The organism is Modestobacter italicus, assembly GCF_019799965.1.
Lineage (GTDB): Bacteria > Actinomycetota > Actinomycetes > Mycobacteriales > Geodermatophilaceae > Modestobacter > Modestobacter italicus_A.
Genome location: NZ_JABGCJ010000001.1, coordinates 114,494 through 138,136, shown reverse-complemented (window position 1 = coordinate 138,136; position 23,643 = coordinate 114,494). Strand labels below are relative to the sequence as shown.

The 23,643-nt window shown below is 73.8% G+C and carries 22 protein-coding genes; 12 read left to right on the top strand and 10 right to left on the bottom strand.

From position 1 onward, the window contains the following. Positions 1-95: 95 nt before the first annotated feature. From HLA93_RS00730 to HLA93_RS00720, 3 genes are all read left to right on the top strand, one after another. Positions 96-1,100 (top strand): ATP-binding cassette domain-containing protein, encoded by a 1,005-nt coding sequence (locus tag HLA93_RS00730; protein WP_222192313.1) that lies wholly within the window; start codon positions 96-98, stop codon positions 1,098-1,100. Then, complete coding sequence (locus HLA93_RS00725) at positions 1,097-1,906, top strand: ABC transporter permease (protein WP_222192312.1); 810 nt, start codon at positions 1,097-1,099, stop codon at positions 1,904-1,906. Before HLA93_RS00730 ends, HLA93_RS00725 begins: the two co-directional genes overlap by 4 nt. 127 nt (positions 1,907-2,033) lie before the next feature. Beyond that, complete coding sequence (locus HLA93_RS00720) at positions 2,034-4,115, top strand: M3 family metallopeptidase (protein ID WP_222192311.1); 2,082 nt, start codon at positions 2,034-2,036, stop codon at positions 4,113-4,115. Between the two features lie 85 nt (positions 4,116-4,200). On the opposite strand, the gene HLA93_RS00715 is transcribed toward HLA93_RS00720, so the two are convergent. Both HLA93_RS00715 and greA read right to left on the bottom strand, forming a co-directional pair. Then, positions 4,201-4,545: an RNHCP domain-containing protein gene (locus HLA93_RS00715; RefSeq protein ID WP_222192310.1), complete on the bottom strand. Its 345-nt coding sequence runs from the start codon at positions 4,543-4,545 to the stop codon at positions 4,201-4,203. A gap of 8 nt (positions 4,546-4,553) precedes the next feature. Continuing rightward, entirely contained in the window at positions 4,554-5,060 is a 507-nt protein-coding gene (gene greA / locus HLA93_RS00710) for a transcription elongation factor GreA (RefSeq protein WP_222192309.1), read from the bottom strand. A gap of 276 nt (positions 5,061-5,336) precedes the next feature. On the opposite strand from greA, the gene mca reads away from it, so the two are divergent. From mca to HLA93_RS00695, 3 genes are read left to right on the top strand one after another with little or no spacing between them, the layout of a single operon-like run. Continuing rightward, positions 5,337-6,224, top strand: coding sequence for a mycothiol conjugate amidase Mca (gene mca, locus HLA93_RS00705; RefSeq protein WP_222192308.1), 888 nt, complete (start codon positions 5,337-5,339; stop codon positions 6,222-6,224). After that, complete coding sequence (locus tag HLA93_RS00700) at positions 6,221-6,541, top strand: hypothetical protein (RefSeq protein WP_222192307.1); 321 nt, start codon at positions 6,221-6,223, stop codon at positions 6,539-6,541. Before mca ends, HLA93_RS00700 begins: the two co-directional genes overlap by 4 nt. A gap of 35 nt (positions 6,542-6,576) precedes the next feature. After that, entirely contained in the window at positions 6,577-7,095 is a 519-nt protein-coding gene (locus HLA93_RS00695) for a phosphate-starvation-inducible PsiE family protein (protein WP_222192306.1), read from the top strand. A 15-nt stretch (positions 7,096-7,110) separates the two neighbouring features. Here HLA93_RS00695 and HLA93_RS00690 read toward each other — a convergent pair whose 3' ends face one another. Next, positions 7,111-7,689, bottom strand: coding sequence for an AMIN-like domain-containing (lipo)protein (locus tag HLA93_RS00690; RefSeq protein ID WP_222192305.1), 579 nt, complete (start codon positions 7,687-7,689; stop codon positions 7,111-7,113). 104 nt (positions 7,690-7,793) lie between these two features. Continuing rightward, positions 7,794-8,927, bottom strand: a complete 1,134-nt coding sequence (locus HLA93_RS00685; protein WP_222192304.1) for a transglycosylase domain-containing protein — start codon at positions 8,925-8,927, stop codon at positions 7,794-7,796. A 213-nt stretch (positions 8,928-9,140) separates the two neighbouring features. Between HLA93_RS00685 and HLA93_RS00680 the strand changes: the two genes are divergently transcribed. Both HLA93_RS00680 and HLA93_RS00675 read left to right on the top strand, forming a co-directional pair. Continuing rightward, positions 9,141-9,728 (top strand): hypothetical protein, encoded by a 588-nt coding sequence (locus HLA93_RS00680; protein ID WP_222192303.1) that lies wholly within the window; start codon positions 9,141-9,143, stop codon positions 9,726-9,728. A gap of 23 nt (positions 9,729-9,751) precedes the next feature. Next, positions 9,752-11,002, top strand: a complete 1,251-nt coding sequence (locus HLA93_RS00675; protein ID WP_222192302.1) for a geranylgeranyl reductase family protein — start codon at positions 9,752-9,754, stop codon at positions 11,000-11,002. Between the two features lie 117 nt (positions 11,003-11,119). On the opposite strand, the gene trhA is transcribed toward HLA93_RS00675, so the two are convergent. After that, positions 11,120-11,950 carry a PAQR family membrane homeostasis protein TrhA gene (trhA, locus tag HLA93_RS00670; protein WP_222192301.1) on the bottom strand — a complete coding sequence of 277 codons (831 nt, stop codon included), beginning with the start codon at positions 11,948-11,950 and terminating at the stop codon, positions 11,120-11,122. A 125-nt stretch (positions 11,951-12,075) separates the two neighbouring features. Between trhA and HLA93_RS00665 the strand changes: the two genes are divergently transcribed. The 4 genes from HLA93_RS00665 to HLA93_RS21895 all read left to right on the top strand — a co-directional run bounded on the left by HLA93_RS00665 (position 12,076) and on the right by HLA93_RS21895 (position 15,984). Beyond that, positions 12,076-12,855 (top strand): isoprenyl transferase, encoded by a 780-nt coding sequence (locus HLA93_RS00665; protein WP_222192300.1) that lies wholly within the window; start codon positions 12,076-12,078, stop codon positions 12,853-12,855. 82 nt (positions 12,856-12,937) lie between these two features. Continuing rightward, complete coding sequence (locus HLA93_RS00660; protein ID WP_222192299.1) at positions 12,938-14,155, top strand: DUF885 domain-containing protein; 1,218 nt, start codon at positions 12,938-12,940, stop codon at positions 14,153-14,155. 3 nt (positions 14,156-14,158) lie between these two features. Then, positions 14,159-14,371, top strand: coding sequence for a hypothetical protein (locus HLA93_RS00655; RefSeq protein WP_222192298.1), 213 nt, complete (start codon positions 14,159-14,161; stop codon positions 14,369-14,371). Positions 14,372-14,688: 317 nt separating this feature from the next. After that, the gene (locus HLA93_RS21895) at positions 14,689-15,984 is read left to right on the top strand and encodes a PhoH family protein (protein WP_222192297.1); all 1,296 of its coding nucleotides are present in this window, start codon (positions 14,689-14,691) and stop codon (positions 15,982-15,984) included. 78 nt (positions 15,985-16,062) lie between these two features. Here the strand turns inward: HLA93_RS21895 and HLA93_RS00645 are convergent, their stop codons facing one another. The 5 genes from HLA93_RS00645 to fliR all read right to left on the bottom strand — a co-directional run bounded on the left by HLA93_RS00645 (position 16,063) and on the right by fliR (position 23,639). Beyond that, positions 16,063-16,311, bottom strand: a complete 249-nt coding sequence (locus HLA93_RS00645; RefSeq protein ID WP_222192296.1) for a hypothetical protein — start codon at positions 16,309-16,311, stop codon at positions 16,063-16,065. After that, entirely contained in the window at positions 16,308-19,475 is a 3,168-nt protein-coding gene (locus tag HLA93_RS00640; RefSeq protein WP_222192295.1) for a hypothetical protein, read from the bottom strand. The genes HLA93_RS00645 and HLA93_RS00640 overlap by 4 nt, the downstream gene beginning before the upstream one ends. Next, positions 19,456-21,501, bottom strand: coding sequence for a flagellar biosynthesis protein FlhA (flhA, locus tag HLA93_RS00635; RefSeq protein WP_222192294.1), 2,046 nt, complete (start codon positions 21,499-21,501; stop codon positions 19,456-19,458). The genes HLA93_RS00640 and flhA overlap by 20 nt, the downstream gene beginning before the upstream one ends. A 215-nt stretch (positions 21,502-21,716) precedes the next feature. After that, the gene (locus tag HLA93_RS00630) at positions 21,717-22,850 is read right to left on the bottom strand and encodes an EscU/YscU/HrcU family type III secretion system export apparatus switch protein (RefSeq protein ID WP_222192293.1); all 1,134 of its coding nucleotides are present in this window, start codon (positions 22,848-22,850) and stop codon (positions 21,717-21,719) included. Positions 22,851-22,874: 24 nt separating this feature from the next. Further along, positions 22,875-23,639: a flagellar biosynthetic protein FliR gene (fliR, locus tag HLA93_RS00625; protein WP_222192292.1), complete on the bottom strand. Its 765-nt coding sequence runs from the start codon at positions 23,637-23,639 to the stop codon at positions 22,875-22,877. Between the last annotated feature and the right edge of the window lie 4 nt (positions 23,640-23,643).

Sequence of the window (23,643 nt, the reverse complement as noted above, 5' to 3'; positions counted from 1 at the left end):
GATCACGCGTTGCGAGGAGTGTTCATGGGACCGACCCGCTGGGTGCCCGGAAAAGCCAGTGAGAACTGTCGGTGGGCGGGCCTAGCGTGCGCGGCATGACCAATGCCGTCGTCGTCGAGGGGCTCGTGAAGCGCTTCGGGGAGAACACCGCGCTCGGTGGGGTCGACCTCACCGTGTCCGAGGGCACCGTCCTCGGGCTGCTCGGCCCGAACGGGGCCGGCAAGACCACCGTGGTCCGGATCCTCAGCACGCTGCTGCAGCCCGACGCCGGGCGCGCCGAGGTCGCCGGGCTCGACGTCGCCACCCAGGCCGACCAGGTGCGCGCGGCCATCGGGCTCACCGGCCAGTACGCCGCGGTCGACGAGTACCTGACCGGGACGGAGAACCTGGAGATGGTCGGCCGGCTGTACCGGCTGGGCAAGAAGGAGGCCCGCTCGCGTGCCGGGCAGCTGCTCGAGCGGTTCGACCTGACCGGCGCGGCGAACCGGCCGGCGAAGACCTACTCCGGCGGCATGCGCCGGCGGCTGGACATCGCCGCCTCGCTGATCGCCCGGCCGCGGGTGCTCTTCCTCGACGAGCCGACCACCGGGCTCGACCCACGCAGCCGGCTGGGGATGTGGGAGTTCATCGCCGACCTGGTGCACGACGGGACGACGATCCTGCTCACCACCCAGTACCTGGAGGAGGCCGACCGGCTGGCCGACCGGATGGTGGTCATCGACCGCGGCCAGGTCATCGCCCGGGGCACCGCCGACGAGCTCAAGGCCCAGGTCGGCGGCGAGCGGCTGGAGCTGACCGTGGGCACGGTCGAGCAGCTGGCCGTGGTCACCGACGCGCTGCGGCCGCTGGCGCACGGCGAGCTGCACGCCGACCAGCAGACCCGGCGGCTCTCCCTGCCGGTCACCGGCGGCACCGACACGCTGGCCGAGGCACTGCGCCGGCTGTCCAGCGCCCGCGCCGACGTGCTCGACATCGGGCTGCGCCGCCCGGACCTGGACGACGTCTTCCTCACCCTCACCGGGCGCTCGGCGGAGGACGCCGACCCCGACTCCGCCGCCGACGAGCCGACCGCCACCGTCAGTGCAGGAGCGCAGTCATGAGCACCCTGGCCGAGACCGTCTCCGACAGTGTCGTCATCACCCGGCGGAACCTGATCAAGGTCAAGCGGGTGCCCGACCTGATCGTCTTCGCCACGCTGTCGCCGATCATGTTCGTGGTGCTGTTCCGCTACGTGTTCGGCGGAGCCATCCAGGGGCTCCCCCCAGGGGTCAGCTACGCGGAGTTCCTGCTCCCGGGGATCTTTGCCCAGACGGTGGTCTTCGGGTCCACGGTCACCGGGGCCAGCATCGCCGAGGACCTGCAGAAGGGGCTGATCGACCGGTTCCGGTCGCTGCCGATGTCCCGCTCGGCGGTGCTGATCGGCCGAACGGTCGCCGACCTGGGGCTCAACGTCATCTCCATCGTGGTGATGGCGTTGACCGGGCTCGTCGTCGGCTGGCGGATCAACAGCTCCATCGCCGAGGCGATCGGTGGGTTCCTGCTCCTGCTGGTGTTCGCCTTCGCCATCTCCTGGCTGATGGCGATGGTCGGGCTGCTGGTCCGCACCCCCGAGGTGGTGAACAACGCGAGCTTCATCGTGATCTTCCCGCTGACGTTCATCGCCGACACCTTCGTGCCGTTGGAGACCTTCCCGACGGTGCTGCGGCACTTCGCCGAGTGGAACCCGGTCTCGACGGTCGTGCGGGCGGCGCGAGAGCTGTTCGGCAACATGCCGGCCGGCCTGCCGGAGCCGGACGCATGGTCGCTGCAGAACCCGGTGCTCTACACGCTGCTGTGGGCGGTGGCGATCCTGGCGGTGTTCGTGCCCCTGTCGGTTCGCGCCTACCTGCGCACCTCCAGCCGCTGATGCAGCACCTCCCGGCCGGGTCCCGCCATCCCCACGCCCGCGGCTGGACCCCGCCGGGAGGCCCGCATCGCAGCCCGGTCGGCCGTCGGGTGACGGCCCACCGGGCCGCGGGGTGAAGATGGGCGGGATGAGCACCGCCGCACCGGCCCCCTCGCCGGACCCAACGCCCCTGTCCGCGTCCAACCCGCTGGCTGCCCCGTCCGCGCTGCCCTACGAGCTGCCGCCGTTCGCCGACATCTCGTTGGAGCACTGTCGGGAGGCGCTGCTGGCCGGCATGGCCGAGCAGCGGGCCGAGGTCGCCGCGCTGCTGGCCGACCCGGCCGACCCGACCTTCGACAACACCGTCGTCGCGCTGGAGCGCTCGGGTCAGCTGCTCGGCCGGGCCGAGGCGGTGTTCTGGAACCTCGCGTCCTCGATGGCCAGTGACCGGCTGCGGGAGATCGAGCGAGAGGTGGCCCCGCTGTCGGCGGCCCACTCCGACGCCCTGCGGCTCGACCCGGCGCTGTTCGCCCGGATCGACGCGGTGCACACCGGCCGGCACGAGGCCGGCCTGGACGCCGAGTCGCTGCGGTTGGTCGAGCGCTACCACCTGGACTTCGTGCTCGCCGGCGCCGGGTTGGACGACGCCGGCCGCGAGCAGCTCCGCGACCTCAACCAGCGGCTGTCCGAGCTGTCGACGACCTTCGGGCAGAACCTGGTGGTGGCCACCGAGGCCGCGGCGGTGCTGGTCACCGACGAGACCGAGCTGGACGGACTGAGCCCGGCCGAGGTGCAGGCCGCCGCCGGCGCCGCCGCCGAGCGTGGCCACGAGGGCGGGTACCTGCTCACCCTGGTGCTGCCCAGCGGTCAGCCGGCGCTGGCCAAGCTGCGCAACCGCGAGCTGCGCCGCCGGCTGCACGAGGCGTCGCTGAGCCGCGCCTCGGCCGGGGAGCACGACAACGGCCCGATCGCCGCGGAGATGGCCCACCTGCGCGCGGTGCGCGCCCGGCTGCTGGGCTTCACCACCCACGCCGACCTGATCGCCGCCGACCAGACCGCGGAGACCTCCGCCGCCGTCGACGAGCTGCTGGGCGCCCTCGTGCCGCCGGCGATGGCCAACGCCCGGGCCGAGGCCGCGGTGCTCGCCGAGGTGGCTGCCGCCGACGGGGTGGAGCTGGCCGCCTGGGACTGGGCGTTCTACTCCGAGCGGGTGCGGGCCGAGCGGTACGCCGTCGACAGCGCGGCGCTGCGTCCGTGGTTCGAGCTGGACCGGGTGCTCGTCGACGGGGTCTTCCGTGCCGCCGAGCTGCTCTACGGCCTCACCTTCACCCCGCGCCCGGACCTGCAGGGCTACCACCCCGACGTCCGGGTCTGGGAGGTCTTCGCCGACGAGCAGCCCGTCGGGCTGTACCTGGGTGACTTCTTCGCCCGCGAGGGCAAGCGCGGTGGCGCGTGGATGAGCTCGTTCGTGCACCAGTCGGGCCTGCTCGGCACCCGGCCGGTGGTGTTCAACTGCCTCAACGTCACCCGGGCGGCGGCCGGGCAACCGACGCTGCTGACCCTCGACGAGGTCACCACGCTGTTCCACGAGTTCGGGCACGCGCTGCACGGGCTGTCCTCGGCGGTGACCTACCCGCGCTTCTCCGGCACCAGCGTGCCGCGGGACTTCGTCGAGTTCCCCAGCCAGGTCAACGAGATGTGGGCGCTGTGGCCGGAGGTGCTGGCCCACTACGCCAAGCACGTCGAGACCGGTGAGCCGCTGGCCCAGGAGACCGTCGCCGCGATCGAGGCCGCCGCTCTCTGGGGTGAGGGGTTCGCCACCGTCGAGTACCTGGGCGCCACGCTGCTCGACCAGGCCTGGCACCGGATCGGGCCGGACACGCGGGTCACCGACCCGCAGGCGTTCGAGGCGCAGGCGCTCGCCGACGCCGGCGTGGCCTTCGACCTCGTGCCGCCGCGGTACCGGACGACGTACTTCCAGCACGTCTTCGCCGGCGGCTACTCGGCCGGCTACTACTCCTACATCTGGTCGGAGGTGCTGGACGCCGACACCGTGGAGTGGTTCAAGGAGAACGGCGGGCTGCGCCGGGCGAACGGCGACGTGTTCCGCGACCGGCTGCTCTCCCGGGGTGGCTCGGTCGACCCGCTGGGCGCCTTCGCCGCCGTCCGCGGCCGCGCAGCCGACACCGGCCCGCTGCTCCGCCGGCGCGGGCTCGCCCCCGCCGCCTGACCCCGCAACGCCGAACGGCCCCACGGACTCGTGTCCGTGGGGCCGTTTCGGCGCCGCCCGGTCGCCGCCGTGAACGGGCCGGAGGTCAGAGCCAGGGAAGCTGCAGCACCAGGTCCAGGTCGTCGGGAGCTGCGCCGTCCCGGACCAGCCGGTTGGGCTGCCGGTGGCCGCAGGTGGTGCACCGGTGCACCACCTGCCAGCCCTTGCCCGACTTCTCCACCAGGCCGATCGGCTCCATCAGCGCCCGGCACTCGCTCGCCCGGTCGCCGGGCAGCTCGTCGACGTGCAACGACCACAGGCACCACGGGCAGTGGTTGCGGTAGTGCCCGTCGGTGTTGGCCGGCACGAGGGTCTCGCAGTGCCCGCAGACGAAGGTGGTGTTCTCCGCCCGCCGGCCCCGCGTGTGCCCGCCGTCCACCGTGCTGGTCATGCGGTCGATCAGGGGACGAACGGCTCGACGGCGAGGACCTTCACGGAGATGTCCTTGCCGTTGGGGGCCTGGTAGGTGACCGTCGCCCCCGGCTCGGCGCCGACGATCGCCGAGCCCAGCGCCGACTCGGGGGAGTAGACGGTGAGCTCGGTGGTCCCGGCGATCTCGCGGGAGCCGAGGAGGAACTTCTCGGTGTCGTCCTCGTCGCCGTCGAAGGCGATGGTGATGACCGTGCCGAGGGCCGCGTGGGTGGCCGTGGTGGGGGCGTCACCGACGCGGGCCTTGCGCAGCAGGTCGGTCAGCTGGCGGATCCGGCCCTCCTGCTTGCCCTGCTCCTCGCGGGCAGCGTGGTAACCGCCGTTCTCCTTGAGGTCACCCTCCTCGCGGCGGTCGTTGATCTCCTTGGCCATGGCCGGACGGTTCGCCACCAGCTGGTCGAGCTCGGCGCGCAGCCGGTCGTGGGCCTCCTGCGTCAGCCAGACGCCCTGGTCCTGCTCGTCAGTGGGGGTGGACACGTAGTGCTCCCGGTGCTCGTGTGGCGGCCCTCTGCTCCGAGGACCACCGCTGGTCAATCCGAGCAACCTAACACCGCGGCGCGGCCTCGTGCAGGGGTCAACGGAACGGCTCCGGCCGTGGTCGCACCTCGCCCGGGAGTGGCGCGGCGCACATCCGGTCCTCCTCGGGGGCGTGCCAGGACCGTCACCCGAGTGGGACCATGGCCGGTGTGGCCGAGTGGGCCATGCAGGCAGCACCGTCGGGCACGGGTTCGACGAGCGGAGCGAGGAGAGACCGTGACCGAACCGGACCAGCTGCGGCTGCTCGCGGTGCACGCGCACCCGGACGACGAGTCGAGCAAGGGCGCCGCGACGATGGCGAAGTACGTCGCCGAGGGGGCCCGCGTGCTGGTGGCCACCTGTACCGGGGGAGAGCGCGGCTCGGTCCTCAACCCGGCCATGGACCGCCCCGACGTCTGGGAGCGGATGGCGGAGATCCGTACCGAGGAGATGGCCCGGGCCCGCGAGATCCTGGGCGTGGAGCAGGAGTTCCTCGGCTTCGTCGACTCCGGGCTGCCCGAGGGCGACCCGCTGCCGCCGCTGCCGGAGGGCTGCTTCGCCCTGGTCCCGGTCGAGGAGGCCGCGGCCCCGCTGGTCGCGCTGATCCGGCGGTTCAAGCCGCAGGTGATGACCACCTACGACGAGCGCGGGGGCTACCCCCACCCCGACCACATCAAGACCCACGAGATCTCCGTGCACGCGTTCGAGGCGGCCGGCGACCCCGACCGGTACCCCGAGCTCGGGGAGCCCTGGCAGGTCAGCAAGCTCTACTACCACATGGGCTTCACGCTGCCGCGGACGAAGGCGCTGCACGAGGCGATGCTGGCCACCGGCGCCGAGTCCCCCTACACGGAGTGGCTGGCGAACTGGGACCCGGCCAACGACATCTCGCACCGGGTGACCACCCGGGTGCCCTGCGCCGAGTACTTCCCGGTGCGTGATGCGGCCCTGATCGCCCACGCCACCCAGATCGACCCCACCGGCCGCTGGTTCTCCGTCCCGCTGGACCTGCAGACCCGCACCTGGCCGACCGAGGACTACGAGCTGGCCCGCTCGCTGGTCGACTCGACCACCCCGGAGGACGACCTGTTCGCCGGCATCCGCACCTCCGCGGACGTCGCGTGAACGCCGCCCTGACGCTGCTGGCCGTCCAGGAGCAGCAGCTCCCCGAGGACGTGGGCAAGGCAGGCCCGGTCGGGCTGTTCCTGATCGTGGTGCTGCTGATCGCGGTCATCCTGCTCGGCCGGTCGATGGGGCGGCACCTCAAGCGGGTGCCGCGCAGCTTCGACCCGGCCGACCAGGTGCCCGACACCCCCGCCGAGCTGGTCGACGACGCGCCCCCCGGGCAGGAGCTGCTGGACACCCTGCGGCGGGCACCGCTGGCGATCGAGCCGCCGCGCCGCACCACTGACCCGCAGGAGGGACGTCCGCCCGCGTCCTGATCTGCGCGGGGGCCGGTGTCGGCCATGATCGCCGGATGGCGACCCAGCGGACCCGGCGCGACCCCGAGCAGCAGGACGACGAACGGCCCGGGCTGGGCCGTTTCGGCACCCGCGCGCTCGAGGTCGGCGAGAACCTCGTCTACGCCGGCATCGCACTGTTCCTGGTGGTCAGTGCCTTCCTGCTGCTCGTCGTGGCCGGGAAGACCACCTGGGGGATGGTCGAGGACTTCTCCCAGACCCCGGTGCTCGAGCTCCTCGACGTCCTCCTGCTCGTGTTCATCGTGGTCGAGCTGCTGTTCGCCGTCCGCACCACGGTCGAGCGGCGCGAGCTGATCGCCGAGCCGTTCCTGCTGGTCGGGATCATCGCCTCGATCAAGGAGATCGTCGTCCTCTCGGTCGAGGCGGCGAGCGCCCTGGGCAAGGGCCCGGCGTTCGACGACCGGATCACCGAGATCGCCGTCCTGGGGGTGCTGGTCGTGCTGCTGGGTGCGACGGCCTGGCTGCTGCGGCGCAAGGAGCGCGAGCCGGACGAGGGCAACATCCCGCCGGACTGAGCCGCCCCCGCGGTGTCACCAGTGGTGGGCGACGTCCACCACGACACGCGCACCGTCGGCCGCCCCCGGGGCGCCGTCCAGCACGAACACCCGGAACGGCAGCCGGGCGCGGGTGCCCACGGCGAGGGACGTCTGCCCCTCGAAGGAGCCGGCCCAGGCGACCTGCCGGAGGGTGCGGGAGCCGACGACGTCGACGACCTCGATTGGGTCCGTGGGCTGGTGGGTCGGCCGGTAGGCGTCGTCGTACGCGGGTGCTCCCACGATGACCTGCAGTACGGCGCCGCCCCGGACGTGCACCGGCGTCCCCGACCCCTGCGCCCCGACCTGGTCGACGTAGCGCACGGCGTACCCACTGGTCGCGTACGCGGCGTGCAGGTCGACCACCAGCCGGTCGAAGCACGGGTGCTGCCCGGCCCGGACGTCGGCGACCGTGCCGGACGGGTAAGCCGGGGCCGCGGCCTCGGGCAGGGAGCCCCAGCGGATGCTGCACCAGGGGTCATCGCTCGCCTGGGCCGGCAGTGCACCGCCCAGCAGCGCGATGGTGGCCAGGAGCACGACGGCGAGCACCCGCGGGCGGGCTGGGGTCCGGTCCATGACGACCTCCTCGATCTCGCCGAGAGGGTGCCCAGGGCAGGCCCGGGCGAACGTGACGATCGGGTGACGGCGGCGCGCGGCGGTACGTGGACCGGCCGCGTGCGTCAGGCGGTGCCCTCGGCGGCGATCAGGTCGGCGACCTCCTGCGGTCGCTCGCTGCAGTCGTCGTCGCTGTCGGGCTCGTCGGCGGCCAGCCCCGTGATCCCGAGGTCTTCGATCGGCTGGAAGCCCAGCCGCTCGAGGTGGCCGGGCAGTCGCTTCTGCGCGTTGAGCACGTGCGACCGGGAGAGCCAGCCGAGGCCGTCCTCGACCTGGAAGTCGAGCCCACCGCCGGGGGCGCGGCGGACGTGCCCGGGGGAGGGCAGCAGGCCCGCGAGCTGGACGGCCTGGTCGGGGTAGAGCGTGTCGGGCGGGGTGTCGAAGTAGTACCAACTGGCGGCGCAGACGCCGTAGACCGTCGGCCCGAACTGGGCGTGGTTGACGTACAGCTCGAGCATCCGCCGGTCGTCGACGGCGATCGCCAGCTCCGCGGCCAGGCCTGCCTCCACCGCCTTGCGCCAGGCGCTCAGCTCCTGGTTGAGGAAGAGGTTCTTGGCCACCTGCTGCGGGATGGTCGATCCCGAGGGGTCCTCGTCGCCGCGGAGGTGGGCCTGGGCCCGGGCGACGAGCTCGTCCCAGTCGAACGCCCCCGAGCGGTAGGGCAGCTGGGCGTCCTCGTGGGCGACGACCGCGGCGAGGAGGTTGCGGGAGACGTGTTCGACCGGCACGGACTGCTGCACGGCACCGTCGGGGTTGGCGGCCATGAACGCGGTCGTCGGCGGGTCCACCCACCGCAGCGACGCCAGCACCAGGGCCTGGACCAGGAACGCGACGACCAGCAGCCGGCCGAGCGTGCGCAGGAGCCCACGACGGCGGGTGCGGCGCTGCCGGCGCCACGGTCGGCGTGCGCTCCGCTCGGCCTCGGCGGGTGGACGCCCGTCGGAACCACCGCCGGGTCGCCACGACCGCCGGGGGCCGGCCCCCGGCTCAGCGGCCGGTGGGGGCGGCCAGCCGACCGCGTCGTACGGCGGGACGGCGCGGTCGGCGTCGGCGGGCGGTGTCCGGTCGTACGTGGTCTCGAGCGGGTTGCCCGGCCGGGGGCCGGGCCGGGCCGGCGGCGGAACCGGGCGGTCGGTCGGCGGTCCGGCGGTACGTGGGCCACGCGGCGGGCCTCCCCCTGGGTGGACGCGGACCGCCATCGTACGGGCGGCGCGGGTCGCCCCGGCTGCGACGACGAGTGCCGGAGGACGCGTGGCAGGTCGGGACGGCGGGAGGGGTGGGCCGCCATCGTGATGGCGCCGTGGCTGCGTGCGCCGGCGGCCGGGCTGTCCGCTCTCGGCGCAGCGATCAACGGCCCCAGCGGCTGATTACACGATTACATTCGCTGGTGTCCGTCCGATCGAGGAGGCACCGTGTTCACCCACCACCACCGTTTCCCACCCGACGGCTTCCCCGGCCGCGGTCGTGCCCGCGGGCGCGGGGCCGAGGCCAGCCCACCCGTCGAGCGCGCCGAGGTCGCCGGCTGGTTCGCCGGTCGGCTGCCCGACGAGTGGTTCACCGGCCCGGTCGAGCTGGTCATCGACCGCGACGAGATCACCGTCATCGGCACCGTCCCCGAGCCCGACGCGGGGGAGGGGGACCCTGCAGCGGCCCGGGCCGGGCGGATCGCCCGCTTCCGCGAGCAGACCCGCGGGCAGCGGATGGGGATCGCCGACGCGGCGCAGGAGCGTTACGGCCGATCGGTCGCCTGGGGCGCCACCTGCGGCGACGTCCGCGAGCTGTTCACCACCCTGTCGGTGCCGGTGATGACCCGGCTGCGCCAGCCCGAGCGGCTGGTGCTGGACACCCTGGTCGACGCCGGGGTCGCCCGCTCCCGGTCCGAGGCACTGGTCTGGGCGGTGCGGCTGGTCGGGCAGCACACCGACGACTGGCTGGCCGAGCTGCGGACGGCGATGGCCGGCGTGGAGGAGGTCCGCTCCCGGGGGCCGAACGTCGGCTGAGGCCCGGCGAGGACACTGGGCCGGTGACCACGAACGTCGAGCCCACCGAGACCGACGTCCTGGTGGTCGGGGCGGGGCCGGCCGGCTCGGCCGCTGCGGCCTGGGCCGCGCGGGGCGGTGCCGACGTCGTCCTCGCCGACGCCGCCGTCTTCCCCCGGGACAAGACCTGCGGCGACGGGCTCACCCCTCGGGCGATCGCCGAGCTCGACCAGCTCGGGCTGGGGAACTGGGTGCGGTCGCACGGCCGCAACCGCGGTCTGCGGGCCGCCGGGTTCGGGCAGGAGCTGCTGTTGCCGTGGCCCGGCGGCTCGCTGCCCGACCACGGGAGTGCGGTGCCCCGCACCGAGCTGGACGCCCGGATCCGGCAGGTCGCCCTGGACGCCGGTGCCGTCCCGGTGGAGGCCGCGCGCGCCGTGGGCGTCGAGCGGGACGGCGACCGGGTGGCCGCGGTGGTGTTCCGCCGTCCCGACGACTCGACGACGACGGTCCGGTGCCGCCGGCTCGTCGTGGCCGACGGCGTCCGCTCGCCGCTGGGGCGGGTGCTGGGCCGGGAGTGGCACAAGGACACCGCCTACGGCGTGGCCGCGCGCGGCTACGTGACCTCCGGCCGCAGCGACGACGAGTGGATCTCCTCGCACCTGGAGCTGCGGGGCGCCGACGGTGATCTGCTGTCCGGCTACGGCTGGGTGTTCCCGCTGGGTGCGGACGCCGGTCAGGTCAACGTGGGCGTGGGGACGCTGGCCACCGAGCGGCGTCCGGCCGACGTGCGGTTGCGCAGCCTGCTGGAGCTCTACACCGACCAGCGGCGCGAGGAGTGGCAGATCGAGGGCGCCGTCCGGGCTCCGGCGAGCGCACTGCTGCCGATGGGCGGGGCGGTGTCCGGGGTGGCCGGCCGCAACTGGGCGCTGATCGGGGACGCCGCCGGCTGCGTCAACCCGCTGAACGGCGAGGGCATCGACTACGGCCTGGAGACCGGGCGCAGCGTGGTCGAGCTGTTCGCCGACGACGACTGGGCGCAGGCCTGGCCGGCCACGCTGCGCCGGCACTACGGCGAGGCGTTCTCCATCGCCCGGCGACTGGCCGGCCTGCTCACCGTGCCCCGCCTGCTCCCGGCCGCCGGCCCGGTCGGCATGCGCTCACGCGCGCTGATGACCGTGGCCCTCCGCGTCATGGGCAACCTGGTCACCGACGCCGACCGTGACGTGGTCGCCCGCGCCTGGCGCACCGCCGGCAAGCTCAGCCTCAAGCTCGACCACCGGGCCCCGTTCAGCTGACCCGCACCGGCCGGAGTCCGTCCGCCTGAGCGGGGGCCCGCAGTCTCCCGACGCCGTCGCACGAAACAGCTCAGCGCCCCCGGGGCACGGCTCTTGGCCGCGGTGTGATCCGGAGGCTCACGAGGTGAACGGCGAGTTGTAGAGCGCGAAGTACACCGCGATGTAGTGGCAGATGGCGGCCACGATGGTCATCGCGTGGAACACCTCGTGGTAGCCGAACGTGCCGGGCCAGGGGTTGGGGCGCTTGCTGGCGTAGGCGATGGCGCCGACGCTGTAGAGCACGCCGCCGACGGCCATGAGCACCAGCACGGTCACCCCGACCAGCTGCAGGATGTCGACCAGCACGAAGACCGCGGCCCAGCCGAGCGCCAGGTAGATCGGCACGCCGAGCCAGCGCGGCGCGGTCGGCCAGACCATCTTCAGCGCGACGCCGAGCGCGGCCCCCAGCCAGACGGTGCCCAGCAGCCACCAGCCGGTCGGCTCCGGCACGGCCAGCAGCGCGAACGGCGTGTAGGTGCCGGCGATGAAGATGAAGATCATCGAGTGGTCGGCGCGCTTCATCAGCTTCCAGCCGCGCGGTGACCACCGGCGCCGGTGGTAGGCCGCGCTGATGCCGAAGAGGCCGAGGATGGTCAGGCAGTAGACGGTGACCGACCAGCCGGCCCGCGGGTTCTCGACGAAGGCCAGCGGGATGAGCACCGCGGCCGCCACGATGGAGCCGAAGAAGGCGAAGAGGTGGAGCCAGCCGCGCATCCGCGGCCGGGTGTCGGGGTGGGTGAAGTCGGAGTCGCCGTAGTCGGCGACCGCCCACTCGCCGTCCCGTTCGACCGCCTGGACGCGTTCCCCCTCGGCGTGCACGGTGTCGATGCCGTGGCCGGCCGGCGCCGCCAGTTCGGCGCCGTCAGCGGTGATCCGGACGTGGTCCTCGCGGTCTGAGGAGACGTTCATGAGCCGAGGTTACGGAGGCGTAGGTACTGCCGTCATCTGGAACCGGCTGTGAGGTCGCCGCCGGGCGCGCGACGCGATCGGCACCGCAGCCAGCCGGTCAGCCGGTCGGCACCTAGGGTGACGGCGTGGGGGTGCGCGCACGGGTCCGGGACGCACTGACCGTCGTCTACGAGCGCCGCCTGGCCCGAGGGCTGGTGGGCGCCGACACCCCTCGCCACGTCGGCGTGATCATCGACGGGAACCGGCGCTGGGCGCGGGCGATCGGCCTGGAGGACGTCAGCGAGGGGCACCGTCGCGGGGCGGACAAGATCGCCGACCTGCTGTCCTGGTGCGACGAGGCCGGTGTCGAGGTGGTCACGCTCTTCCTGCTGTCCACCGACAACCTGACCCGGCCCGAGCCGGAGCTGACCCCGTTGCTGCGGATCATCGAGGGCGTCGCCTGCGACCTGGCCGGGCCGAACCGGAACTGGCACCTGCGGGCGGTGGGCGCCTTGGAGCTGCTGCCCGAGGAGACCGTCGCCGTGCTGACCCGGGCCGAGCGGGACACCCGGGACCGTCCCGGTGCCACGGTCAACCTGGCGGTCGGCTACGGCGGGCGGCGGGAGATCGCCGACGCCGTCCGGTCGTTGCTGGCCGAGCACGCCGAGCGGGGGACGACGCTGCCGGAGCTGATCGAGGTGCTGGACGTCGAGCACATCGCCGAGCACCTCTACACCCGTGGGCAGCCCGACCCGGACCTGGTGATCCGGACCAGTGGCGAGCAGCGGCTGTCGGGGTTCCTCACGTGGCAGACGGCGCACTCGGAGTTCTACTTCACCGACGTGTACTGGCCGGAGTTCCGCCGGGTCGACTTCCTGCGGGCGCTGCGCGCCTACGCGGCCCGGCACCGCCGCTTCGGCGGCTGACCGGCGACCAGGAAGACGGCGGCGATGTCGGCCGACATGGCCGCTGGGGGCCAGCGGGACGGCGGCTGGGAGACTGCGGGGCATGGCAGCCGGCGCGGTCGACGTCCCCCTGGAGTACGTGCGGCTGGGGCTGCGCTTCGACCGGCTGGAGCCCGGTTTCGTCGACGCCTACACCGGTGACCCACGGCTGCGCGCGCAGGTCGCCGACGAGCCCGCCCCCACTCCGCAGCAGCTGCGCGACCAGGCACGCGGCCTGCTCGCCGAGCTCGACTCCGCCTCCCTGCCGGCCGACCGCACCGCCTACCTGCGCGGCCAGCTGACCGGACTGGAGTGCAGCGCCCGCAAGCTGGGTGGCGAGCCCGTGGGCTTCATCGCCGAGGTGGAGGCCTACTTCCAGGTCTCGGTCACCCTCGGCGACCCGGCCGAGTACGCCGCCGCACACGCCGAGCTGGAGGGGCTGCTGCCCGGCAGCGGCACGCTGTCCGAGCGCTACGCGGCGCACCGGCGCCGGGAGGAGTGCCCGCCGCAGCGGCTGGAGGCCGCGGTGCACGCCCTGTCCTCCGCGCTGCGCGATCGGGTGCGCGGGCAGTACGGCCTGCCCGAGGTGGAGACGGTGCGGTACGAGGTGGTCACCGACAAGCCGTGGTCGGGGTTCAACTACTACGAGGGCGACTACCGCTCGCGGGTGGCGATCAACGCCGACCTGCCGCACCGGCTCGGCCAGCTGCCGCACCTGGTCGCGCACGAGGCCTACCCGGGCCACCACACCGAGCACTGCCGCAAGGAGCGTGGCCTGGTCGAGCGCGACCAGCACCTGGAGCACACCGTCTTCCTGGTGAACACCCCGGAGTGCCTGATGGCCGAGGGGCTGGCCGACCTCGGCGTGCAGGCGTCCATCGGCGCGGGGTGGGGCCCCTGGGCCGCCGACGTCCTCGGTGACCTGGGGCTGCGCTTCGACGGGCACCTGGCCGAGCGGATCGCCGAGGCCGCGGCGCCGCTGAACCGGGTGCGCCAGGACGCCGCGATCCTGCTGCACGACCGTGGCGCCGACCCCGACGTGGTGATCGCCCACCTGCAGCGCTGGGGGCTGGTCAGCCACGACCGGGCGGTCCAGCAGCTGCGCTTCCTCACCGACCCGCTGTGGCGGGCCTACATCTCCACCTACGTCGAGGGCTTCGACCTGCTGTCGGCGTGGCTCGCCGCCCGTCCGGCCGGGCAGCCGGTGGCCGACCGCTTCCTCCGCCTGCTCGACGAGCCGCTCACCCCGGCGGTGGTCACCGCCGAGCTCGCCGGCGCCTGAGCCGTGCCGGACGACGGGACGCCGGACGCTGGGACGCCGGACGAGCGGCGGCTGCTGGGGCTGTGGACGGCGGGCTGGCTGGCGGTGCTGCTCGTGGTCGGGCTGCTGTGGCTGGGCGACCTCTCCCTGCAGTGGCCGGTGCTGCTGGTGCCGCTGGTCTGGGCGCTGGTCGCGGTGCGCCGCCGGCCCGGCGACCGGCCCTCCGCCGGCGGCTGACCCCGCGAGCAGCTCTTCGCGACCTGGCCCCGGGCGGCCGTTGAGGACGCGGGGTGCGACGTTTCCGGCAGGAGTCCAGCTGGCGAACGGCGCACCACTGGTCACCCGTTCGCGTGTCGGACCCGTGCTTTCGTCGGTGGGGCGGCCTAGCGTCCGCAGTGGAGGACGGGCTCACCCCGCCCTCCACGGGAGGCCCGGTTGGTGCGACGCAGTTCGTTCACCAGAGGGGCCGAGTCCCGGCCCCAGCGCCGGGACCCGGTCACCTTCGAGCCGGGGCGCGCCTTGTCAGCAGGGTGGCGCCCCTTGGGAGCCGACTCGTGAGCACTCGCCGTACCTACGTCCTCGACACCTCCGTGCTCCTCTCCGACCCGGGCGCGCTGCTGCGCTTCGACGAGCACGACGTCGTCGTCCCCCTCGTCGTGATCGGTGAGCTCGAGGACAAGCGCGACCACCCGGAACTGGGCTGGTTCGCCCGGCAGACCCTGCGCAAGCTCGACGACCTCCGGGTCGAGCACGGCCGGCTCGACGCCCCGGTGCCGGTCGGTGACCAGGGCGGCACGCTGCACGTCGAGCTGAACCACAGCGACCCGTCGGTGCTACCGGCCGGCTTCCGCAACGACAGCAACGACAGCCGGATCATGGTCGTCGCGCTGAACCTGCGCTCGGAGGGGCGCGACGTCTGCCTGGTCACCAAGGACGTGCCACTGCGGGTGAAGGCGGCGGCGATCGGCCTGGCGACCGAGGAGTACCGGGGCCTGGGCGTGGTCGACGCCGGCTGGACCGGGATGGCCGAGCTGTCGCTGGAGGACGAGGAGATCCGCGAGCTCTACGAGACCGGCACCGCCTACCTGCCCTCGGCCGCCGAGCTGCCCACGCACACCGGCCTGGTCCTGCTGTCCTCGCGCGGGTCGGCGCTGGGCCGGGTGACGCCGGACAAGCAGGTGCGGCTGGTCCGCGGCGACCGTGACGCCTTCGGCCTGCACGGTCGCTCCGCCGAGCAGCGCATCGCCCTGGACCTGCTGCTCGACCCGGAGATCGGCATCGTCTCCATGGGCGGACGGGCCGGCACCGGGAAGTCGGCGCTGGCCCTGTGCGCCGGCCTCGAGTCGGTGATGGAGCGCCGGGCGCACAAGAAGGTGGTCATCTTCCGGCCGCTGTACGCGGTCGGTGGCCAGGAGCTCGGCTACCTGCCCGGCAGCGAGGGCGAGAAGATGGCGCCCTGGGCGCAGGCGGTCTTCGACACCCTCGGCGCGCTCGTCTCCTCCGACGTGCTGGAGGAGATCGTGGCCCGCGGTCTGATCGAGGTGCTGCCGCTGACCCACATCCGGGGGCGCTCGCTGCACGACTCCTTCGTGATCGTCGACGAGGCGCAGTCCCTCGAGCGTGGCGTGCTGCTCACCGTGCTGTCCCGGCTGGGCACCAACTCCCGCGTCGTCCTGACCCACGACGTCGCGCAGCGGGACAACCTGCGGGTCGGCCGGCACGACGGGGTGACCGCGGTGATCGAGGCGCTCAAGGGCCACCCGCTGTTCGCCCACGTCACGCTGACCCGCTCGGAGCGGTCGCCGATCGCGGCGCTGGTCACCGAGATGCTGGAGGACCTGCCGCTCTGACCCGCGTGCCCAGGGCGGACGTCCTGGGCCGGACGACCAGGGCCCCGCCGTCCAGCTGGACGGCGGGGCCCCTGTCGGTCACGAGCTGCTGGGCTGGCTCTCGGTCTCCGCAGACTCCACGGGGCCAGTAGCCGCGGCCTCCTGCGGCTTCGGGGGCGTGCTCGCCCAGCGGATCAGCGCGACTGCTGCCCAGCCGGCGGCCAGACACCACGGCAGCCGGGTGATGACCTCGTCGACGGTGAGGTCACCGCGCAGCGCCAGCAGGAACAGCGGCACCGCCAGCACGAAGGCGGTCAGCACGACGTCCCGGCGGAACGGGCTGGTCACGCGTCCATCTCCTCCAGGCGCTCACACAGCAGCGACGCCCAGCGGTGGGCGGTGGCCCGCGCGCCGTCGACCAGGGCGACGGGCACCGACACGTGGCCGAGCACGGCGGCGGGGTCGGCGGTGGCGTCGGTGTCCTGGACGACGACGGCGTCCAGCCGGGGCAGCGCATCCAGCCACGGGACCAGGTCCTCGGGCTTGCGGGTCGAGTCCATGACCGCCCACACCGCCGCGGGGGTCCAGACCGAGAGCATGTGTTCCAGCCACGGCCCACCGGCGGTGCGCAGCGGCGCGTCCACGGCGACGATCGTCATGGTGCCGCGGGAGCCGCTGGTGCGGCGACGCTCGGCCGCCGTCTCCAACGAGGTGATCCGGCTGCTCTCCGGAGCCAGCCCGGCCAGCGCACCGGAGGCGGCCCACTGCACGTCCTCGGGGTCCAGCCGCAGCGAGAACGCCAGCGACCGGGCGGCGGCCAGCGTCTCGGCGCCGGGGCCGACGACCATGAGCACGTCGCCGGTCTCGGCGGGCACCCGCGGTGCCGCCGGCAGACGCTCGGTGAGCGTCCGGGTCAGGGCTGCGTAGACCCCCCGGACGGCGGCGTCCATGGCGAAGTCGGCGTCCAGCAGCGAGTGGGGGAGCCCCAGGGTGAGCAGGTGGCCGACGAGTTCCTCGGGGCCGGGCGCCGTGTAGGGCGCGAGCTCCGTGGACGGGGCCGGGACCAGCCGGGTGACCGTGGCCAGCCGGGTGCCGGTCTCGGCGGCGGCCGGCAGCGCGCTGGGGGCGGGGGCGGCGGCCACCGGCAGCGGGGCGACCCGCGGGCGGCCGGTCACCGAGGGGCGGCTGGCCGGCACCGGCGGGCGCGACCGGCGGACCGGCGGCACCCCCGGGCGGGAGGCGAGCAGCGGCGGCAGGCCGTTCGCGGTGCCGAACCGCTGCGGCGGCATCAGCGACAGCGGCGGCAGGACGGTCGTGGCGTCCATCGGCAGCGGCGCGGGGTCGCTGGCGGTGCGGGCCAGGGCGGGTGCCTCCGGCATCGGCAGCACGAAGCGCTCCGCGGGTGCCTCGGCCGGGCGCGGGGCCACGTACCGGACCTCCTCCGCGGGATCCTCGGCCACCACGACGGCGTCCACCACGAGGTCCTGGGCGGCAGCAACCTGCGCCGCGCGCTGGGCCACGCGCGCGTCGTCGCCGAGGGCAGGGAGACGGTGGGCGTCGAGGCGGTGGGCGCCGGTGTCGTAGGCGTTGGGCTGCGACCCGGTCGTCCCGTAGGCCCAGGGGCGGGGGACGTCGCGGACCTGGTTCACGACCGAGGGGACGGTCGGGGCCGCGGGCCCGACGGCAGCGGCGCCGACGACGGCACCGGCGGCCACCGCGGCGGCGTCCTGGTCGTCGTGCGCGCCGGCCTCGGGGAAGCGGTGCCGGCCACGCCCGGTGCCGTTGGCCGCGAGCACCTCCTCGAGCAGCTCGGCGAGCTCCTCGTCGGCGGAGCGGACCGACTCGACCATGGACAGCGCGGGCACCTCGTCGACCAGCTCCGCGGCGACCGGCTCGGTCCCGGCGGCAGCGGCCTCGGCCGTGATCCGCTCGGCCTCGGCGGTGATCCGCTGGGCCTCCCGGCGCTCGGCCTCGGCCCGCGCTGCCTCAGCCCGCTCGGCGGCGAGCCGGGCTGCCTCGGCGGCAGCTGCCTCGGCAGCGACCCGCTCGGCTGCTGCGGCGATGCGCTCTGCCTCCAGGCGCTCTGCCTCCAGGCGCTCTGCCTCCAGGCGCTCTGCCTCCAGGCGCTCTGCCTCCAGGCGCTCTGCCTCCAGGCGCTCTGCCTCCAGGCGCTCTGCCTCCAGGCGCTCTGCCTCCAGGCGCTCGGCTTCGATCCGGGCGGCCACGACACGGGCGGCCTCGGCGGCGACCCTCGCGGCCTCGGCGGCAGCGGCCTCGGCGGCGTGGCGCTCTGCCTCGATCCGTTCGGCCTCGATGCGCTGAGCCTCGACACGGGCGGCCGCGACACGGGCGGCCTCGGCGGCGACCCGTGCAGCCTCGGCGGCAGCGGCCTCGGCGGCGATGCGCTCGGCCTCGACCCGCTCTGCCTCGACCCGCTCTGCCTCGACCCGCTCTGCTTCCAGTCGCTCGGCCGCGATGCGCTCGGCTTCGATGCGCTCGGCTTCGATGCGCTCGGCCTCGACCCGCTCGGCCTGCAGCCGCTCGGCCTCGATCCGGGCGGCCTCGGCGGCAGCCGCAGCGTCCGCGGCGGCCTGGATCCGGGCGGCCTGGACCCGGGCCGCCTCCGCGGCGGCGGCGTCGATGCGGGCTGCGGCGAGCCGGGCGGCCTCGGCGGCCGCGGCCTCGACCGCTGCGGCCTGGGCGGCAGCGACGTCCCCGGCGGCCGCCTCAGCGGCAGCGTCCGCGGCGGCGGCGTCCTCGGCCGCGGCGTCGGCGGCGGCCTGGACCGGGCTGGAGCTGACCATGCGGGTGAGGGCGGCGGCGAACGGGGACGGGGCGGCCGGCTCGTCCCCGGCCGGCTCGTCGGCGGTGGTGCGGGCGGTGCGCAGCTCCTCCGCCGACAGCATCAGCGTGTGCCGGGCCGGGGTGAACGGCTTCGCGGCGGGGGTCCGCTGACCGGCCGGGGCACTCGCGGGGCGGGACGCCGGACGCGCGGTCCGGGGGGCGGCGGCGATCCGCGCGGCCGCGGCGGCGGCGGAGTGCGTGGGGACCGACTCGCGGGGGGCGGCGGCGGACCGTGCCGCGGCGGCGGCGGCGGAGCGGGCGGGGGCGGCGTTGCGCACGGGCGCGACGTCGTCGTCGAGGAGGGACCGCGCGGGCGTGGACCGGCCGTACATCTCCACGTCGGGGGTCTGCTGGCCGGCGGCGCCGAGAAGGTCGGCGAGCTCCTGCATGCGGTCGTCGAGCGACAGGGCGGGCGCGGCGGCTGCGGCGTTCTTCAGCACGGCACCGGCGTCCTTCAGCACGGCACCGGCGGTGCTGCCGTCGGCCGGCGTGGGGGTGCCGGCGGGCACCTCGACCTCGGCGATGAAGCGCTCGTTGGTGAAGAACCCGAACATCCCGCCTGACCGGATGCGGCGGACCCCGACGACCCGGGCGGCCGGACCGAACTGCTCGCGTGCGGCGGCGATGGCCTCGTCACGCGTGGCGGCCTCAACGGATTGCGACGGCACCGCTCACCACTCCCAGGGACTCGATCTGTGCCGTGCGGGACACCTCGTTGTACGAGATGACCGGCAGGCGGGGCAGGACCTGGCGGACCAGGCGGGACAGGGCGGCTCGCACCTGCGGGGAGCAGACGAGCACGGGGGAGAGGTTCAGCCGCTCGGCGTCCTCGAGGATGTCGGTGCAGCCGCGGACCAGCAGGTCGACGGTGTGCCCGTCGAGGGCCAGCACCTGGCCGCCCTCGGTCGGGCGGACCGACTCCAGCAGCCGCTGCTCGAACGAGGGCTCGAGGGTGATGACGTGCAGCCGCTCGTCCTCGGTGACGTGCGGGTGGCTGATGGCGGCGCCGAGGGCGGCGCGGACGGCCTCCACCAGGCCGTCGAGGTCGGTGGAGACCTTGGCGCGCAGCGACAGGGCCTCGAAGATGCGCACCAGGTCGCGGATGGAGACGCCCTCGTCCAGCAGGGCCTGCAGCACCTGCTGCACCTGGCCGAGGCTGAGCAGGGTCGGGGTGAGCTCCTCGACCACCGCTGGGTGCGAGCGCCGGACCATCTCGACCAGGACCTTGACGTCCTCGCGGCCCAGCAGCGCCGAGGCGTTCTGCCGGACGACCTCGGCCAGGTGCGTGGTGATGACCGAGGAGCGGTCGACCACGGTCGCGCCGGCCATCTCGGCCTGCCGCTGCAGCTCGGCGGGCACCCACTTGGCGGCCAGGCCGAACACCGGCTCGCGGGTGGCCTTGCCCGGCAGCCCGTCGAGGTGGTCGCCGATCGCCAGCACGGTCCCGGCCGGCGAGGTGCCCTTGGCGGCGGGGACGCCGTTGAGCCAGATGACGTACTGCGAGGCGGGCAGGTCGAGGTTGTCGCGGGTGCGGACCAGCGGGATGACCAGACCGGTCTCCATGGCGACCTTGCGCCGCAGTGCCTTCACCCGGTCCAGCAGGTCGCCGCCGCGGGCGGTGTCGACCAGCTCGACCAGGTCGAAGGCGACCTCGAGCTCCAGCGGGTCGACCCGCATCCGGTCGGCGATCGCCTCCGGGGAGTCCGGCTGCGTCTCGGCGGCGGCGAGCTGGGTGGCGGGGCTGTCGTCGTCGTCCTCGTCGACCTGGTCGGTGAGCCGGGTGGAGATGAACAGCACCACGCCACCGATCACCAGGAACGGCAGCTTGGGCAGGCCGGGGATCAGGCACAGCGCCAGCGCGGCGATGCCGGCGATCCGCACCGGCTGCTTGTTGCGGGACAGTTGGCTGATCAGGTCCGAGCCCATGTCGCCCTGGGAGGCGGAGCGGGTCACGATCAGGCCGGTGGCGGTGGAGATCAGCAGGGCCGGGATCTGCGAGACCAGGCCGTCGCCGACCGACAGCAGCGAGTAGGTGGAGACCGCCTCGCCGGGGGCCATGCCGCGCTGCATGACGCCGATCGCGAAGCCGCCGATCAGGTTGATCAGCGTCACGATGATCGCGGCGATGGCGTCGCCCTTGACGAACTTGCTGGCGCCGTCCATCGAGCCGTAGAAGTCGGCTTCGGCGGTTACCTCGGTGCGCCGCTTGCGGGCCTGCTTCTCGTTGATCAGGCCGGCGTTCAGGTCGGCGTCGATGGCCATCTGCTTGCCGGGCATCGCGTCGAGGGTGAAGCGGGCGCCGACCTCGGCGACCCGGCCGGCACCGTTGGTGATGACGACGAACTGGATGATCGTGAGGATCACGAAGATCACCAGGCCGACGATCAGCGAGCCGCCGATGACGAAGTGCCCGAAGGCCTCGATGACCTTGCCCGCGTAGCCGTCGGTCAGGACCAGCCGGGTCGAGGAGACGTTGAGCGCCAGCCGCATCAGGGTCGCGATCAGCACCAGCGACGGGAAGATGGCGAAGTCCAGCGGCCGCTTGATGTTCATCGACACCAGCAGGATCAGCAGCGAGCCGACGATGTTGAGGGCCAGCAGCAGGTCCAGCACGGGGGCCGGCAATGGCACGACGAGCATCAGGACGATGGAGACGACCCCGATGGGGACGGCGGCCTTCGTCAGCTTTCCCACGGGCCCTCGTTCCTGTGCGGTCGTCCTCCGGCGGTGCGCCGGGGCGCTCCTTCAGGGACGTTCTCGGCAGCCCGGGGAACGGTCCGTACCGCGGCACCGACCGCGGGCAGCCCGACAGCCCCGCCCGTCACAGCAGTGCCGTGGGCACCAGGCAGGTGGCCCCGTCCCGGGGCTCGGCCCGAGCTCGCGAGGGGTGAGGAGGACGGGGTCCCTCGTCAGCGGCGCCGTCCCGCCTTGGGCAGCCCGTCGAGCGCGGGGGCCTCGAAGCCGGGCCGGTGCATGCCGCCGTGGACGCCGCGGGCGGACAGGTGCATGACGAAGGCCAGCACCCGGGCGACGGCGGTGAACAGCTGCGCGGGCACCTCCTGGCCGATCTCGCAGGAGCCGTGCAGCGCACGGGCCAGCGGGATGTCCTGGACCATCGGGACCCGGCACTCCTCGGCCCGGGAGCGCAGCTTCGCCGCAACCTCGCCGGCACCCTTGGCGACCACCCGGGGGGCGCCCTTCATCGGGTCGTACTTCAGCGCGACGGCGACGTGGGTGGGGTTGACCAGCAGGACGTCGGCGTCGGCGATCTCGGACATCATCCGGTTGCGCGACATCGCCATCTGGGTGGCCCGCCGCTGGGCCTTCATGTGCGGGTCGCCCTCGGACTGCTTGTGCTCCTGCTTGATCTCGTACTGGCTCATCTTGAGCTGCTTCATCATCTTGTGCCGCACCACCAGGTAGTCGGCGATGGCGATGACCAGTCCGGTGATCCCCACGACCCGGAACATCAGCACCGCGGACTCGGTGAAGGTGCGGGTCACCTCGCCCAGTGGCATGGCACCGGAGGCGGCGACCAGCTCCTGGGCCTTGGACGAGGTGACGATGATGACCGCGGCGAGCGCGACCGTCTTGATGATCGCCTTGGTCGCCTCCCACAGACCCTGGGTGCCGAACATCCGCTTGACCCCGGGGAAGGGGTTGAGCTTCTTCAGCGTCGGCTTCATCGCCTTGGTGGCGAGCGTGACCCCGCCCTGCCCGGCCGAGGCGAGCGTGCCGATCAGCATCATCGCCAGCGCCATGGGCAACAGCGCGGTCATGAACAGGGCCAGGGCGCGGCCGAGCAGCACCGACAGCGCGGCCGGCTCCGGCTGTCGCGCCACGGTGCCGACCTGGACGAAGAGCTCCTGGGCGGAGTCGAAGGCGTTCCCGACCACCATCGGCAGCAGCACGCTGGCAGCTGCCGCGCCCAGCCAGGTGCCCAGCTCCTGGGTCCGCGGGATCTGGCCTTCCTTGCGGGCCTTCTTGAGCTTCTGCGGTGTCGGCTTCTCGGTCTTCTCCCCGCCGGGACCGTCCTTGGCCATCAGTCACCTCCTCCCGGGTGCACGTCAGCCGCTCCGCAGCGAGGTGATCGCGTCGAGGGCGGTGTCCATCAACGAGTCCACCGCCGCAGGGAGCAGCGGGAACGTCAGACCCAGCAGGGTCAGCGTGATCATGATCTTGACCGGGAAGCCGATCGCGAAGATGTTCAGCGCGGGAGCGGCCTTGGACAGCAGGGCCAGCGCCACGTCGGCCAGCAGCAGCACGGCCACCATCGGCCCGGCGATCTGGATCGCGGCCAGGAACATCATCGAGAAGGCCGTCATGAGGGTGGCCGCCAGCTGGTCGGTGGGCAGCGCACCTCCCACCGGGAGCCCCTCGTAGGAGGTGACGAACCCCCGGACCAGCAGGAGGTGCCCGCCGCTGGTGAACAGCAGCGTGGTGGCCAGCAGGTAGTGCAGCTTGCCGATCACGCCGCTGGTGGTCAGTGACATGGGGTCGTAGGCCGGCTGCAGCGAGAAGCCTCCGGCCAGGTCGATGACGTCGCCGGCCAGCTGGACGGCGGCGAACAGCACCTGGACGATGAACCCCAGCGCAGCGCCGATGACCGCCTCGGTGATCGCTCCCACGATCAGGAACCCCGCGGTGATCTCCGGCATCAGGTCGGTGATGTGCGGGAAGGCGACCAGCGCGAGCGCGAGGGCCAGCGCCCCCTTGACCGCCCGCGGGATGCCGTTGGAGTTGAACGGCGGCGCGAGGACGATGAACCCGGTGGCCCGCGTGCTGGCCAGCAGCAGGGCCGCCAGCGTCGCCGACGGGACCTCGAGGTCCATGCCG

Excerpts from the sequence above, each read along its gene's own strand:
- HLA93_RS00730 (WP_222192313.1), top strand. The coding sequence starts at position 96 with ATGACCAATGCCGTCGTCGTCGAGGGGCTCGTGAAGCGCTTCGGGGAG.
- HLA93_RS00725 (WP_222192312.1), top strand. The coding sequence starts at position 1,097 with ATGAGCACCCTGGCCGAGACCGTCTCCGACAGTGTCGTCATCACCCGG.
- HLA93_RS00720 (WP_222192311.1), top strand. The coding sequence starts at position 2,034 with ATGAGCACCGCCGCACCGGCCCCCTCGCCGGACCCAACGCCCCTGTCC.
- HLA93_RS00715 (WP_222192310.1), bottom strand. The coding sequence starts at position 4,545 with ATGACCAGCACGGTGGACGGCGGGCACACGCGGGGCCGGCGGGCGGAG.
- HLA93_RS00695 (WP_222192306.1), top strand. The coding sequence starts at position 6,577 with ATGGCGACCCAGCGGACCCGGCGCGACCCCGAGCAGCAGGACGACGAA.
- HLA93_RS00690 (WP_222192305.1), bottom strand. The coding sequence starts at position 7,689 with ATGGACCGGACCCCAGCCCGCCCGCGGGTGCTCGCCGTCGTGCTCCTG.
- HLA93_RS00685 (WP_222192304.1), bottom strand. The coding sequence starts at position 8,927 with ATGGCGGTCCGCGTCCACCCAGGGGGAGGCCCGCCGCGTGGCCCACGT.
- trhA (WP_222192301.1), bottom strand. The coding sequence starts at position 11,950 with ATGAACGTCTCCTCAGACCGCGAGGACCACGTCCGGATCACCGCTGAC.
- HLA93_RS00660 (WP_222192299.1), top strand. The coding sequence starts at position 12,938 with ATGGCAGCCGGCGCGGTCGACGTCCCCCTGGAGTACGTGCGGCTGGGG.
- HLA93_RS00630 (WP_222192293.1), bottom strand. The coding sequence starts at position 22,850 with ATGGCCAAGGACGGTCCCGGCGGGGAGAAGACCGAGAAGCCGACACCG.
- fliR (WP_222192292.1), bottom strand. The coding sequence starts at position 23,639 with ATGGACCTCGAGGTCCCGTCGGCGACGCTGGCGGCCCTGCTGCTGGCC.